This is a genomic window from uncultured Planktomarina sp., from assembly GCA_943788425.1.
Taxonomy (GTDB): domain Bacteria; phylum Pseudomonadota; class Alphaproteobacteria; order Rhodobacterales; family Rhodobacteraceae; genus Planktomarina.
Genome location: CALSQF010000006.1, coordinates 502250 through 517780, shown reverse-complemented (window position 1 = coordinate 517780; position 15531 = coordinate 502250). Strand labels below are relative to the sequence as shown.

The 15531-nt window shown below is 51.2% G+C and carries 10 protein-coding genes, 2 tRNA genes and 3 rRNA genes; all 15 read right to left on the bottom strand.

All coding sequences use genetic code 11. From position 1 onward, the window contains the following. Positions 1-13: 13 nt before the first annotated feature. The 15 genes from rpoB to ABLW18_RS08160 all read right to left on the bottom strand — a co-directional run bounded on the left by rpoB (position 14) and on the right by ABLW18_RS08160 (position 15462). Entirely contained in the window at positions 14-4147 is a 4134-nt protein-coding gene (gene rpoB, locus ABLW18_RS08230; protein WP_347824325.1) for a DNA-directed RNA polymerase subunit beta, read from the bottom strand. Between the two features lie 270 nt (positions 4148-4417). Continuing rightward, a complete protein-coding gene (rplL, locus tag ABLW18_RS08225) occupies positions 4418-4795 on the bottom strand; it encodes a 50S ribosomal protein L7/L12 (RefSeq protein WP_347824324.1) in 378 nt (125 codons plus the stop codon). A gap of 69 nt (positions 4796-4864) precedes the next feature. Then, complete coding sequence (gene rplJ / locus ABLW18_RS08220) at positions 4865-5377, bottom strand: 50S ribosomal protein L10 (protein WP_347824323.1); 513 nt, start codon at positions 5375-5377, stop codon at positions 4865-4867. A 373-nt stretch (positions 5378-5750) separates the two neighbouring features. Continuing rightward, entirely contained in the window at positions 5751-6449 is a 699-nt protein-coding gene (rplA, locus tag ABLW18_RS08215; RefSeq protein WP_347824322.1) for a 50S ribosomal protein L1, read from the bottom strand. A 1-nt stretch (position 6450) separates the two neighbouring features. Further along, positions 6451-6900 carry a 50S ribosomal protein L11 gene (gene rplK / locus ABLW18_RS08210; protein ID WP_347824321.1) on the bottom strand — a complete coding sequence of 150 codons (450 nt, stop codon included), beginning with the start codon at positions 6898-6900 and terminating at the stop codon, positions 6451-6453. A gap of 130 nt (positions 6901-7030) precedes the next feature. Next, positions 7031-7564, bottom strand: coding sequence for a transcription termination/antitermination protein NusG (gene nusG / locus ABLW18_RS08205; RefSeq protein WP_347824320.1), 534 nt, complete (start codon positions 7562-7564; stop codon positions 7031-7033). 165 nt (positions 7565-7729) lie between these two features. After that, entirely contained in the window at positions 7730-7924 is a 195-nt protein-coding gene (secE, locus tag ABLW18_RS08200) for a preprotein translocase subunit SecE (RefSeq protein WP_347824319.1), read from the bottom strand. 73 nt (positions 7925-7997) lie between these two features. Further along, a complete protein-coding gene (locus tag ABLW18_RS08195) occupies positions 7998-8363 on the bottom strand; it encodes a hypothetical protein (RefSeq protein ID WP_347824318.1) in 366 nt (121 codons plus the stop codon). 114 nt (positions 8364-8477) lie between these two features. Beyond that, complete coding sequence (locus tag ABLW18_RS08190; RefSeq protein ID WP_347824317.1) at positions 8478-8771, bottom strand: hypothetical protein; 294 nt, start codon at positions 8769-8771, stop codon at positions 8478-8480. A gap of 246 nt (positions 8772-9017) precedes the next feature. Continuing rightward, positions 9018-9132 (bottom strand): 5S ribosomal RNA (gene rrf / locus ABLW18_RS08185). A 121-nt stretch (positions 9133-9253) separates the two neighbouring features. Then, a 23S ribosomal RNA gene (locus ABLW18_RS08180) occupies positions 9254-12198 on the bottom strand. A gap of 440 nt (positions 12199-12638) precedes the next feature. After that, positions 12639-12714, bottom strand: a tRNA-Ala gene (locus tag ABLW18_RS08175). An 18-nt stretch (positions 12715-12732) separates the two neighbouring features. Continuing rightward, positions 12733-12809: transfer RNA gene (locus ABLW18_RS08170), tRNA-Ile, on the bottom strand. 248 nt (positions 12810-13057) lie between these two features. Further along, positions 13058-14522, bottom strand: a 16S ribosomal RNA gene (locus ABLW18_RS08165). Together the 16S, 23S and 5S rRNA genes with 2 tRNA genes alongside form the textbook arrangement of a ribosomal RNA operon. A gap of 649 nt (positions 14523-15171) precedes the next feature. Further along, a complete protein-coding gene (locus ABLW18_RS08160; protein ID WP_347824316.1) occupies positions 15172-15462 on the bottom strand; it encodes a hypothetical protein in 291 nt (96 codons plus the stop codon). Between the last annotated feature and the right edge of the window lie 69 nt (positions 15463-15531).

The following is a 15531-nucleotide window of genomic DNA, read 5'->3' as shown; positions in this document are numbered from 1 at the left end:
GCTGACACGCAGTCTACTCCTCCACCTCCGCATCCAGGAGTTCCATATTCAGGCCAAGGCCACGGACTTCTTTGACAAGAACGTTGAACGATTCTGGAATCCCAGCTTCGAAATTGTCCTCACCCTTTACGATGCTTTCATAGACTTTCGTCCGGCCCGCAACGTCATCCGATTTTACCGTCAGCATTTCTTGCAAGGTGTAAGCCGCGCCATAAGCTTCCAGCGCCCAAACTTCCATTTCCCCGAAACGTTGACCACCAAATTGCGCTTTACCACCCAATGGCTGCTGTGTGACCAGCGAGTATGGGCCGGTAGACCGTGCGTGGATTTTATCATCCACAAGGTGGTGCAATTTCAGAAGATACTTGATGCCAACCGTCACAGGGCGGGCAAATTGCTCGCCTGTCCGACCATCAAACAAGACCGACTGTCCACTTTCGTTAAAGCCCGCCCGTCGCAAGGCATCGTTCACGTCTGCTTCTTTCGCACCGTCAAACACAGGCGTTGCGATTGGAACACCGTTCACAACATTGCCAGCCGATTCCAGCAATGAAGCCTCATCCATGCCTTCAATACCTTCCGCATAGACATCGTCGCCATAAGCAATCCGCATAGCGTCATGCACAGGGGTCAGATCACCAGACCGGCGGTACTCACCCAAGGCCTCATCAACCTGAATGCCCAAGCCACGCGCGGCCCAACCCATATGGGTTTCAAGAATCTGTCCCACGTTCATCCGTGACGGCACGCCGAGCGGGTTCAGAACGAAGTCCACAGGTGTCCCGTCACCTAAGAAGGGCATGTCTTCCATTGGGACAACTTTGGAGATTACACCTTTGTTGCCGTGACGGCCGGCCATTTTATCGCCCGGTTGCAGCTTGCGCTTCACCGCTACGAATATTTTGACCATTTTCATCACACCTGGCGGAAGATCATCACCGCGGCGAACCTTTTCGACCTTATCTTCAAAACGGACATCCAAGGTGCGTTTTTGCGCTTCATATTGTTCGTTCAGCGCTTCAACGACCTGGGCATCCCCCTCTTCTTTCATGGCGAACTGCCACCAATGGCTTCGCGGTGTCTCATCCAGCAACTCAGCGCTCACAAGACCACCCTTTGTGCCTTTTGGACCTTTCACAGCTTCACGGCCTTCGATCATGGAACGCAGACGCGCGTAGATGTTGCGATCCAAGATGGTAAGCTCATCGTCACGGTCGCGGGCCAAACGCTCCACTTCTTCGCGTTCGATTTGCAAAGCACGCTCGTCTTTTTCAACGCCGTGGCGGTTGAAGACACGCACTTCCACGATTGTACCATAATCACCCGGTGGCAGACGCAAAGATGTGTCGCGCACATCTGAGGCCTTCTCGCCAAAGATCGCCCGCAAGAGTTTTTCTTCGGGTGTCATAGGGCTTTCGCCTTTTGGTGTGATTTTGCCAACCAAAATATCCGCTGGCCCCACTTCTGCACCGATATATACGATGCCCGCTTCGTCCAAATTGCGCAGAGCCTCTTCGCCAACATTCGGAATATCTCGAGTGATTTCCTCAGGGCCAAGTTTTGTATCGCGGGCAGCCACTTCAAATTCCTCAATGTGAACCGAGGTGAACACGTCATCACGCACAATACGCTCTGAGATCAGGATACTATCTTCATAGTTATATCCGTTCCACGGCATAAAGGCGACAACCACGTTCTTGCCCAAGGCCAATTCACCGATGTCAGTGGACGGACCATCGGCAACGACTTCACCCTTGCGCACATAATCGCCAACCTTCACCAAAGGCCGCTGGTTGATACAAGTATTTTGATTTGAGCGCTGGAATTTACGCATGCGGTAGATATCCACACCCGCATCGCCGAGCTCAAGATCTTCCGTAGCGCGGATCACGATCCGCTGTGCATCCACTTGGTCAATAATACCGCCGCGTTTGGCCATGATTGCCGCGCCGGAATCGCGCGCCACCACTTCTTCGATTCCGGTGCCAACCAAAGGCGCTTCCGCCTTCAGCAATGGCACAGCTTGACGTTGCATGTTCGAGCCCATCAAAGCACGGTTGGCATCGTCATTCTCAAGGAATGGAATCAAAGAAGCTGCAACGGAGACCAACTGCTTTGGAGACACGTCGATCAAATCTACAGCACTGGACTGCGCCAGGGTATAGTCACCATTTTGACGGGTTGAGACCAGGTCATTTCTAAACTTGCCGTTGTCATCCAATGCCGCGTTGGCCTGTGCCACCGTGTGACGCATTTCTTCAGTGGCTGACATATATTGCACGTCATCGGTCACAACACCTTCCACAACTTTGCGGTAGGGTGTTTCGATAAATCCATATTTGTTCACACGTGCGAAGGTCGCCAGTGAGTTGATCAGACCAATATTTGGCCCCTCCGGCGTTTCAATCGGGCACATCCGGCCATAGTGGGTGGCGTGAACGTCGCGCACTTCAAAACCAGCGCGCTCACGGGTCAAACCGCCAGGGCCAAGCGCCGACAAGCGGCGTTTGTGGGTGACTTCCGACAAAGGATTGGTTTGGTCCATGAACTGTGACAATTGACTGGAGCCAAAGAACTCACGCACCGCAGCGGCCGCCGGTTTCGCATTGATCAAATCTTGTGGCATCACAGTGTCAATTTCGACAGAGGACATCCGCTCTTTGATCGCGCGTTCCATACGCAGCAGACCCACGCGATACTGGTTTTCCATCAGCTCGCCAACCGAACGCACCCGGCGGTTTCCGAGATGGTCAATATCGTCGATATCACCGCGACCATCGCGCAAGTCGACCAAGGCTTTGACACAGGCCACGATATCTTCGCGGCGCAATGTGCGCACGGTATCTTCCGCATCCAAGGCCAAACGCATGTTCATTTTTACCCGGCCCACTGCAGAGAGATCATAACGCTCACTGTCAAAGAACAAGTTATCAAACAAAGCGGAGGCCGCATCGACGGTGGGTGGCTCGCCGGGACGCATCACGCGATAAATGTCCATCAATGCTGTGTCGCGAGACATGTTCTTGTCCATCGCCATTGTGTTGCGCATGTAAGCGCCCACATTCACATTATCGATGTCGAGCACTGGGATTGTGGTGATACCCGCATCCAGCAGCTCTTTCAAAGAGCCGCCGATGACTTCGCCATCTTTGCCCAGCTCCCAAGTTAACTCATCACCGGCTTCCACATAGATGGCACCTGTTTCCTCGTTAATGATATCTTTGGAAACGAATTTACCAACGACTTGATCGAAAGGCATCAGAAGATCTGATACAGCCCCTTCGTCGATCAATTTTTTGACCGCGCGCGGCGTCACTTTCTTGCCGGCTTCAGCAATCATCTCGCCAGTTTTTGCGTCGACCAAATCATAGGTTGGACGTGTGCCCCGCACACGCTCAGGGAAGAATTTAGTGACCCAACCGCTGCCTTTTTTGAAGGTAAAGTCGACGGTTTCATAATAGGCATCCATGATGCCCTCTTGGTCGAGACCCAAGGCATAGAGCAAAGTGGTGACCGGCAATTTACGGCGACGATCGATTCGCGCGTAGACAACGTCTTTTGCATCAAACTCAAAATCAAGCCAAGAGCCACGGTAAGGAATGATCCGGCAGGCAAACAGCAATTTGCCTGAGGAATGGGATTTGCCCTTGTCGTGATCGAAGAACACACCAGGGGACCGGTGCATTTGGGATACAATAACCCGCTCTGTCCCATTGACCACAAATGTGCCGTTTGGTGTCATCAAAGGCATATCGCCCATGAAGACGTCTTGCTCTTTAATGTCTTTAACCGATTTCGCACCAGTGTCTTCATCTACATCAAAAACGATCAAGCGCAGCGTCACCTTCAAGGGAGCTGCATATGTCATATCGCGCTGTTGGCACTCTTCCACATCATATTTTGGTTTTTCCAGCTCGTATTTTACGAACTCCAAAATTGCGGTTTCGTTGAAATCTTTAATCGGGAAGACCGACTGAAAAACACCCTTGATGCCTTCGCCGTCGAGCGGCTGCGGGGAGTCACCAGATTTCAAGAACAAATCATATGAGGATTTTTGAACCTCAATCAAATTTGGCATTTCTAAAACTTCACGGATTTTTCCGTAATATTTGCGCAAACGTTTTTGACCTAGGAATGACATAGCCATGCGTTACGTAACCTTTCATCTCGACTGTCGCATTGCCGTCGGGGACCGGCGATGCGCACATCTGAGAACGGGTTGTGGTTCGGCCTATTCTTGAGTGTCGTCCCAAAGACACTCGCCCGACCTATGAACCTACCCTGAAAGACGCCCCAATTTGGGCGCCTATCAGGAGAGATGTGCCGTTTCATCGCACCGGCTTACGCCAGTTACTTTAAGACGGCAAAGGCTGAGGGCAGAAAACTGCCCCCAGCCAATTTCAGAACAGGTCTGAAATTACTTTACTTCGACTTCAGCACCAGCAGCTTCGAGCTTGGCTTTGATGTCGTCAGCTTCCGCTTTGTCGACGCCTTCTTTGACAGCTTTGCCGCCAGCATCGACCAATTCTTTAGCTTCTTTCAGACCCAGGCCAGTGATGGCGCGGACTTCTTTGATGACGTTGATTTTAGATCCGCCCGCAGCAACAAGAATTACGTTAAATTCTGTTTGCTCTTCAGCTGCACCACCACCACTATCGGCAGGACCAGCCATCATGACAGCGCCGCCAGCAGCAGGCTCAATGCCATATTCATCTTTCAAAATAGTTTTCAGTTCTTGTGCTTCAAGCAGTGTCAGACCTACGATGTCTTCTGCAAGTTTTTTCAGATCAGCCATTTTAGACTCTTTCCAATTAATAAGTGTGTTCCAACGAAGGGTTTAAACCCACGAGGATGTTTTGGTTGCTTAAGCAGCTTTCTCTTCGATCGTCGAGAGAATGTTTGCGATATTGCTTGCAGGTGCGCCAATGGCCCCGGCGATGTTGCTGGCAGGTGCACCAATGCAACCCACGATAGAAGCAATAAGCTCCTCGCGACTTGGCATTGCGGCAACAGCTTTGACACCGGCGACGTCCAATGCGTTATCGCCCATCGCACCACCGAGGATATCCAGTTTTGGATTGCCTTTTGAGTACGCCTCAACCACTTTGGCAGCCGCCACAGGGTCTTCGGAATAAGCGAGAACGGTCATACCCGTCAGAAGGTCTGCGATGCTTGCGCAAGGCTTCCCATCAAGGGCGATTTTGGCGAGCCTGTTTTTGGCAACACGCACAGACCCACCAACTTCACGCATTTGCGCGCGCAGGTCCTGCATTTCAGCAACTGTCATACCCTCGTAGCGGCTAACCACCACGACGCCAGAGCTTTCAAAGATTTGACCGAGTTCTTCGACCAACTTCCCTTTCAGTGCTCTATCCACAGTTTCACTCCAAATTATGAGGGGCTTTTAAGGTCCCCTCGGCTCATTTCTGTGGCAGTTTCCTGCCACGTTAGAGTCCATGATATGAGACCAAAGCCAAAATCACCCAAAGGAAGCCTTCCGGAAATTCGTCCTAATCTCCATCTCAGGCAGGAAATTAAGCCTCGCGACACCCACCATCTCGGACAGAATGACACCCCGGTCACAATGTGCCAGGGGTGTCGAGGCTTCGTTTAGGGGATTCGCAAGGATTGGGCAAGGGCTCAAATGGTTTTTGGCAAAGACTAAAATCCACGCGCCCTGGAGCCGCCACAAACGAAAAATGGCGGGCCCAAGAGCCCGCCACTTCTATACATGCTATGACAAGCGCAGCTTATTGGCCGGTGGCGTTGTCAACGTTCAAAGTTACGCTTGGGCCCATTGTTGAGCTCAAAATGATTTTCTTCATGTAAGAGCCTTTCGAACCTGACGGTTTCGCCTTGGACACTGCATCCACAAATGAGCGCACGTTCTCAGCCAATTTCGCATCATCAAAGGACACTTTGCCAATGCCGGCGTGAATAACGCCAGCTTTTTCGACTTTGAATTGAACCTGACCGCCTTTGGCCGCTTCCACCGCTTCTTTGACATCCATCGTCACCGTCCCGATTTTCGGGTTTGGCATCAGGTTGCGTGGGCCCAGCACTTTGCCCAAACGACCGACAACGGGCATCATATCCGGTGTCGCAATGCAGCGGTCAAAGTCGATCTTGCCGCCTTGCACGATTTCCATCAGATCTTCCGCGCCAACAACATCCGCACCGGCGGCCAAAGCTTCTTCTGCTTTCGGGCCACGGGCGAACACAGCAACCCGAACGGATTTACCTGTGCCGTTGGGCAGGTTCACTGTACCGCGAACCATTTGATCGGCGTGACGCGGGTCAACACCAAGGTTCATCGCAATCTCAAGTGATTCATCAAATTTCGCAGTCGCGACGCTTTTGATCAACACCACAGCCTCTTCAACTGTGACCATAGATTTACCAGCGAATGCAGCGCGTGCGGCGGTGGTGCGTTTTCCGTATTTTGCCATCTTACTTCACCTCTATGCCCATAGACCGAGCTGAGCCCAGGATGATTTGCATTGCGCCTTCGATATCGTTGGCATTCAGATCTTTCATTTTCGCTTCGGCGATTTCTTTCACCTGAGCGACTGTAACAGTTGCCACAGTTTCACGACCTGGATTTTCCGCACCGCGTGGGCGGTTGCGTTTGCCAACAGGTTTCAAGCCCGCGGCTTTCTTAAGGTAGTAAGAAGCTGGTGGGGTCTTAACATCCATCGAGAACGATTTGTCCTGATAATATGTAATCACAGTCGGGCAAGGTGCACCTTGCTCCATATCTGCTGTTTTCGCGTTAAACGCTTTACAGAATTCCATTATGTTGATCCCGCGTTGACCCAATGCCGGGCCCACTGGCGGGGAGGGGTTGGCCGCACCTGCAGGGATCTGCAGTTTCATCGTACCAGCGATTTTTTTAGCCATATCGGCTGCTCCTTTTTCAAACACCCATGATCGCGATCATTGGGCTATGTTGATGTGGTCCGGCCTGTCACGCGTGACAGAAACCTCCCACATGCCCCAACGGGCAGATTGCGCCAAGGGCGCAGATCGCTCAAACCTGTTTTGAGACCTGAGTGAATTCCAATTCTACGGGGGTGGCGCGGCCAAAAATAGACACGGTCACTTTCAAGCGTTGGTTCTCATCATCGACTTCTTCCACGTTGCCATCAAAGCCTTCAAAATGACCACCGTTGATTTTAACCTGCTCACCAATGTCAAAGTGAATCAATGTACGCGGGGTATCTTCACCCTCCTGAACCCGGTTCAATATTTGGTTGACCTCCGCATCACGCATGGGCATTGGCCTGCCCTGTGGACCCAAAAATCCGGTGACGCGATTAATAGAAGTGATCAAATGATATGCCTCGTCAGACAGCTCCATCCGCACCAAAACATAACCCGGCATAAAGCGACGTTCTGTCGTTACTTTCTTACCACGGCGCACCTCGATTATCTCTTCCGTAGGGACCAAAACCTCTTCGATTTGCTCTTCCATATTGGAATCGGTAGCCGACTGGCGAATGGTTTCTGCGATCTTCTTTTCGTAGTTCGACAGAACACTTACGGAGTACCATCTTTTTGCCATTGTATGGCCCTTCACCTTGATCGGGCCTGGCCCGAAAATTCAAACTTCAACGCATTCGGCGCTAAATGAAAACGGGCGTGAGGCCGAATCGCCGCACGCCGCGAGTTGTTCGTAAGCCCAGTACCCTCCATGGCCCCTATTTTCAAGAGCCGGCATCGGAGTTGTTTAGAACATTCCTAAGACAGAGCGCAGCCCCAAGCGGATAACAAAATCCACGCCAGAAAAGAAAATCGCCGCAATAATCGCCAGAAGCAAGACCATCGCAGTGGTGATCAACACCTCGCGGCGGGTCGGCCATACAACCTTTGTGATCTCCGCCCGTGTCTGCTGGATAAATTGAAATGGGTTCGTGCGCGCCATGATGATCCTCAGAACATTTGTGATTATGCGCAGATACGCTGACTTGACCGGTGTTTCAACCCTTTGAAACACATCATTCGAGAACTGAGATTTTGCCGGCTCGGCCAAGTGCCTGAATATCCTGCCCATAGGCAGCCTGGCTTTCGCGCACAAGTTCCTCCGGCCAGGGCAAAAACTTCGGGTAGGAGTCAGAAACGGCGAAATCTTCCCGCGCCACCGCACCAAGGCGCCCGCCATAGCCTGCCGCATGCCAGGTGCAACAGGCCTGCACTGCGCGCTCTGAAAGCCCTTCGTGCATCCGTTTTCCCATATGCGATGGAATGTCCGGACGCGGCTGGCCCAATAGCGTGTCCAAAATTTGCAGTAACAGCCTGTGATAGTCCTCATATCGCCATATCGAAACCTCAGCCACGCCAGGAATCGCAGCGATGGGGCACAAAATATCAGACCATTTTACAGCCGTCGGATCTAAGCCTTTTGAAAACCGCTCCCAAGTTTAGAAGCGTCCTGAAAGCAGCAATTGATTGTAGACAGACACATAATAGCTGGAAGGTTACCGCACGGCCATGGCGATTTGCAACAGATTGGGCGCGACGAGCTGCGCCAGTCGAGCAAATCGCTCAATAGCTTTCGGGCATAGGATTGCCCGATTGGGGCCGTTCATCAAATCCTTAAACCCGCCAATGATATTTTCTTCCGAGATCAAAAATCGCGGTTGGCCAGCCGCCAAGGCAGCAAGTTTACGTTTCTGCTCATCCGGCGTGTCGGACCTGCCTAATGCGCGCCACAATGTGCCAAACGCATCCCGAATTTTCTCAGGCCCCAAATAGGAGCAGCCGCTTTTCACAAACAGGTTTTCATTCTCGAGCAACCTATTTTGTAGATGAGTACTAGCGGTCTTATGCGCTCCAGCGTGTATAATTATTTTAATAAATTTATTTTGCATTTCAATTGCAGCATTTAACATTGGGTCTGCATTACCCATACCATTACAAATGTAAAGGAATTGCAATTTCTGGCGCAATTAGCGCAAGTCCAAGTTTTGTTGTTTATATTTATATTATCGCATTGAGAGATTTATTTATCTATCTAGGATTGGCGATGACCTACTCTCCCACAGCTTGAGCTGCAGTACCATCGGCGCGACCATGCTTAACTTCCGAGTTCGGGATGGGATCGGGTGTTTCATTGGCGCTATGATCACCAAACCAAGATAGACAAATTCTGATTGTTATTAGCAATCAAACTTTGTGTTCCAAGTTAAGTATTTTATGCGGCAATTGTGTATGGCTTTTGGATCAGTATTGGCGTGTCTGCCTTCTACTGGATCAAATCAAGCCTATCGGACCATTAGTACCAGTCAGCTGAACGTGTTACCACGCTTACACCTCTGGCCTATCGACGAGGTGGTCTACCTCGGTCCTCAGGGATACCTTGTTTTGAGGGGGGCTTCCCGCTTAGATGCTTTCAGCGGTTATCCTGTCCGATCATAGCTACCCAGCACTGCCGTAGTCGACAACTGGTCCACCAGTGGATCGTTCACCCCGGTCCTCTCGTACTAGGGGCAACTCCTCTCAAGTATCCTACACCCACGGCAGATAGGGACCGAACTGTCTCACGACGTTCTAAACCCAGCTCACGTACCTCTTTAAACGGCGAACAGCCGTACCCTTGGGACCTGCTCCAGCCCCAGGATGAGATGAGCCGACATCGAGGTGCCAAACGGTGCCGTCGATATGGACTCTTGGGCACCATCAGCCTGTTATCCCCGGCGTACCTTTTATCCGTTGAGCGATGGCCCTTCCACTCGGGACCACCGGATCACTATGGCCGTCTTTCGACTCTGCTCGACTTGTCAGTCTTGCAGTCAGGCTGGCTTCTGCCATTGCACTCAACGAGCGATTTCCGACCGCTCTGAGCCAACCTTCGCGCGCCTCCGTTACGCTTTAGGAGGCGACCGCCCCAGTCAAACTACCCACCATACAGGGTCCTGGATCCGGATAACGGACCGCAGTTAGATAACAAGCAAAACAAGGGTGGTATCTCAAAGGAGGCTCCACAAAAACTGGCGTTTCTGCTTCAAAGCCTACCACCTATTCTGCACATGTTGTGCCTGTTATCAGTGTAAAGTTGTAGTAAAGGTGCACGGGGTCTTTCCGTCTAACCGCGGGAAGCCTGCATCTTGACAGGCAATTCAATTTCACTGAGTCTATGTTGGAGACAGCGGGGAAGTCGTTACGCCATTCGTGCAGGTCGGAACTTACCCGACAAGGAATTTCGCTACCTTAGGACCGTTATAGTTACGGCCGCCGTTTACCTGGGCTTCAATTCGGAGCTCTCACCCCTCCTTTTAACCTTCAGGCACCGGGCAGGCGTCAGACCCTATACGTCGTCTTGCGACTTCGCAGAGCCCTGTGTTTTTAGTAAACAGTCGCCACCCCCTGGTTTGTGCCCCCAGCTTCCAGTTGCCTAGAAACCGGGCCTCCTTCTCGCGAACTTACGGAGGTATTTTGCCGAGTTCCTTCAACATAGTTCTCTCAAGCGCCTTGGTATACTCTACCTATCCACCTGTGTCGGTTTAGGGTACGGTCTGATGGAGGGCTATTTCCAGGAACCACTGAACTGCTGGGGCAACTACGCCTGATCCAACAATCTTCGTGATCCGTCACTTCCTCCTGGCCCAGGAATATTAACCTGGTTCCCATCGCCTACGGCTTTCGCCCTCGGCTTAGGGGCCGGCTTACCCTGCTCAGATTAGCTTTAAGCAGGAACCCTTGGATTTTCGGCGAGGGGGTCTCTCACCCCCTTTGTCGTTACTCATGTCATCATTCTCACTAGTGATCTCTCCACCGGATCCCTCACAGGCCGGCTTCACAGAAAGCTCCTTGCGTCCAGTATTTTACGCGCAACCACAAAGGCTCGAGAGCCCGCGCAGTCCGCTATAAAACGAAGGACGCATGGAACTATGTCACACTACGCTCCGCTACCATGCATTAAATGCATCCGAAGTTTCGGCTCATGGCTTGAGCCCCGTTACATCTTCGCCGCAGGACAACTTGATTAGACCAGTGAGCTGTTACGCTATCTTTAAAAGATGGCTGCTTCTAAGCCAACTTCCTGGTTGTTTTGGTCGTCCCACCTGCTTTCCCACTTAGCCATGAATTAGGGGCCTTAACTGTCGGTCAGGGTTGTTTCCCTTTTCACTACGGGCGTTAGCACCCGCAGTGTGTCTGCCATCTAGTACTCCCGGGTATTCGGAGTTTGGTTAGGATCAGTAAGCCTGTGGGGCCCCATTACCCATCCAGTGCTCTACCCCCCGGGGTATTCGGATGACGCTCTACCTAAATAGATTTCGCGGAGAACCAGCTATCTCCGAGTTTGATTGGCCTTTCACCCCTAGGCACAACTCATCCCGATCTTTTTCAACAGATGTGGGTTCGGTCCTCCAGTTGGTGTTACCCAACCTTCAACCTGGTCATGCCTAGATCACTCGGTTTCGGGTCTAATGCATCTAACTCAATCGCCCTATTAAGACTCGCTTTCGCTGCGCCTACACCTAACGGCTTAAGCTTGCTAGATACACTAAGTCGATGACCCATTATACAAAAGGTACGCTGTCAGGCCGCAAGGGCCCTCCAACTGATTGTAGGCGTCCGGTTTCAGAAACTGTTTCACTCCCCTCGTCGGGGTGCTTTTCACCTTTCCCTCACGGTACTGGTTCACTATCGGTCAGTAAGGAGTACTTAGCCTTCGGAGGTGGTCCTCCGATCTTCGAACAGGATTTCACGTGTCCCGCCCTACTTAATACGTCCAATCATGCTTCCTATACGGGACTGTCACCCACTTTGGTTGTGCTTTCCAACACATTCTAGTCACACTCATGGCTCGGCTGGTCCCCGTTCGCTCGCCGCTACTAGGGGAGTATCTAATTGATGTCCTTTCCTCCGGGTACTTAGATGTTTCAGTTCCCCGGGTTTGCTTTTATAACCCTATGTATTCAAGTTATAAATACTTGGTTTTGCATCTAGATAAGCGCGCAACATATAATAACCAACTCGTGTCTTAATCCCAAAGGATCAAAATTTACCGGACAAGGTCCAGCACGGGGTGGTTATCGCTACGCGATAACTAGAAACAATCAAGTGGGTTGCCCCATTCGGAAATTTATGGATCAAAGCTTATTCTCAGCTCCCCATAACTTATCGCAGAGTATCACGTCCTTCATCGCCTCTTACTGCCAAGGCATTCACCAAACGCCCTTTTCGCGCTTGATTTGATCCAGAAGAAGACAGGCCTTTTGCATGTCCTGCCAACATCATCCGAAGATGACTAAATTCTGAACCAAAAGTCATACAAAATTATTCCCATGGGCCCCCGCTGGTTCAAAGAGGGGGCAACATTCGTGCCGCCACTGCCCGGATAGAGCAGCGACGATGAGTAAAACCTTGCGGAATTACTCAGGTATAATTGTACTTAACTTGGAACAAAATTACTTTGTGAACTGTTGCTATAAAAGACAGCGTGACAAAAGAATAAGATAAATCCTACCCCTCTTACACGATGCCAAACAACATCACGATACACCCTACTTGGTGCACCAGTAATTCTGATGTTTGTATCTCTCTTTACGATGTCAAGTCAGCCCGAAGACCGATCAATGTCCAAGTTGGACAGCAAAACAACAAAAGTTGCTTAACTTTCAAACTTAAATCCTTGGTGGAGCGTATCGGGATCGAACCGATGACCCCCTGCTTGCAAAGCAGGTGCTCTCCCAGCTGAGCTAACGCCCCCTTTAAGGGTGTAATATATGGTGGGTCGAGGAGGACTTGAACCTCCGACCTCACGCTTATCAGGCGTGCGCTCTAACCACCTGAGCTACCGACCCAGTGGATCTTGCATAACAAGATCGACAACGCCCGACAGGTGACTTGCAAAACAAGTCTGCCGAAAGGGCCGGTGGTGGTCCAATCAGGCGGCTGATACAAGCCGAAGGCTTGCAATTTCTGAAGAGATATGAGGACGGCTCGGCCCAAGTCCATCAAAAGATGAACTGATGTTTTGATATGCAAAGGACATATCATGCTAAGTGATCTACGAGTAAGACAAAAGTCTTGCTGCTAAGATCATCCTTAGAAAGGAGGTGATCCAGCCGCAGGTTCCCCTACGGCTACCTTGTTACGACTTCACCCCAGTCGCTGATCCTACCGTGGCCGCCTGCCTCCCCGAAGGGTTAGCGCAGCGTCGTCGGGTAGAACCAACTCCCATGGTGTGACGGGCGGTGTGTACAAGGCCCGGGAACGTATTCACCGCGTCATGCTGTTACGCGATTACTAGCGATTCCGACTTCATGGGGTCGAGTTGCAGACCCCAATCCGAACTGAGACAGCTTTTGGGGATTAACCCATTGTCACTGCCATTGTAGCACGTGTGTAGCCCAACCCGTAAGGGCCATGAGGACTTGACGTCATCCACACCTTCCTCCCGCTTATCACGGGCAGTTTCTCTAGAGTGCCCAGCTTAACCTGCTGGCAACTAAAGATGTGGGTTGCGCTCGTTGCCGGACTTAACCGAACATCTCACGACACGAGCTGACGACAGCCATGCAGCACCTGTCACTGCGTCCCCGAAGGGAACGTACCATCTCTGGTAGTAGCACAGGATGTCAAGGGTTGGTAAGGTTCTGCGCGTTGCTTCGAATTAAACCACATGCTCCACCGCTTGTGCGGGCCCCCGTCAATTCCTTTGAGTTTTAATCTTGCGACCGTACTCCCCAGGCGGAATGCTTAATCCGTTAGGTGTGACACCAACAAGTATACTTGCTGACGTCTGGCATTCATCGTTTACGGTGTGGACTACCAGGGTATCTAATCCTGTTTGCTCCCCACACTTTCGCACCTCAGCGTCAGTATCGAGCCAGTAAGCCGCCTTCGCCACTGGTGTTCCTCCGAATATCTACGAATTTCACCTCTACACTCGGAATTCCACTTACCTCTCTCGAACTCAAGACTAGCAGTATTAAAGGCAGTTCCAGGGTTGAGCCCTGGGATTTCACCTCTAACTTACTAATCCGCCTACGTGCGCTTTACGCCCAGTAATTCCGAACAACGCTAACCCCCTCCGTATTACCGCGGCTGCTGGCACGGAGTTAGCCGGGGTTTCTTTACCAGATACTGTCATTATCATCTCTGGCGAAAGTGCTTTACGACCCTAGGGCCTTCATCACACACGCGGCATGGCTAGATCAGGGTTGCCCCCATTGTCTAAGATTCCCTACTGCTGCCTCCCGTAGGAGTCTGGGCCGTGTCTCAGTCCCAGTGTGGCTGATCATCCTCTCAAACCAGCTATAGATCGTAGGCTTGGTAGGCCATTACCCCACCAACTACCTAATCTAACGCGGGCTAATCCTTCTCCGATAAATCTTTCCCCCGAAGGGCGTATAAGGTATTACTCTCCGTTTCCAGAGGCTATTCCTTAGAGAAGGGCATATTCCCACGCGTTACTCACCCGTCCGCCGCTCACCCCGAAGGGCGCGCTCGACTTGCATGTATTAGGCCTGCCGCCAGCGTTCGTTCTGAGCCAGGATCAAACTCTCAAGTTGAAATACAGTTACCTGTATATCCTTGACGTTCGAACCTCTGCACATCGTCCCGCTGTTCAGGCGGGACATCATTTCTGTCCATTGTGCTTCAGTTTCAAAAGAAACAAAAACCTAACAAACAGTGAAGCTGACCTTACATCATCGGACATCCTCATAAGAAGTAGCCCTAGTAAGTCGATATGCAGTTGTTTGTTCATCGAATGAACCAAACCGCCCACATATCTCTTCAGATACCAATATTTCAAATAACGTGACACAAAAATAATCAAATTACGCAATTACTTATGCGCAAAATGAAAAACTCGTATCGGTTGTACTTCTCCGAACCGTAGTCCTAATGACCCGTCGTTCGCACCGGTGTCGCTCAGCGCCGCCGGTAGACGTGGGTTTAAGGTTCCCTGCTGAGAGTCGCAAGAGCTATTTTCATCTTTCTTTCATTTTTTTCATTTCCCACAATTTCGGCGAATTCTGGAGGAGCTACGCAATATTTGAACCCAAAACGAAGAGCCAGAGAAACAATCAATCACACCGAACAACTCAAAGCAATCTTTGGCTGCCGGGGGCTATTATTTGAAGCACCAATCAAAGAAACAGCCGCGAATCTATGCGCCTGCGCCGCGCCTTTTTCGTCCCGGGCCTGGCCGTCCAGCTAGGATGTTGTGGTCACGGCGATTCCCACCAGCACCAAAACCAAAGCACTGCGCGCCACCATAGGCAGGATCTTCATCAGCTTAGGGTTCAGGGCCTGCCCTTTTTTTGCCATCGCCTGCGGATAGGTATTTATAAAGATCACCACCCCGAGCAAACCAGTCGCCCCTAGAAGTTTAATGTTGAAAGCCAGCCCAAGGTTCATGCCCCCATAGACACGATATGCCAATCCAAACCCCGTTACCCACAGCAAGACAATCGCCACCAAGCCGATCCGCGCCAATTTCGCCATTGTTTTTTTGCGTCGCGGCAGACGGCAGTTCTTTTGCTAGTTGGTGCTCTTTCATCAAAAGATTATTGG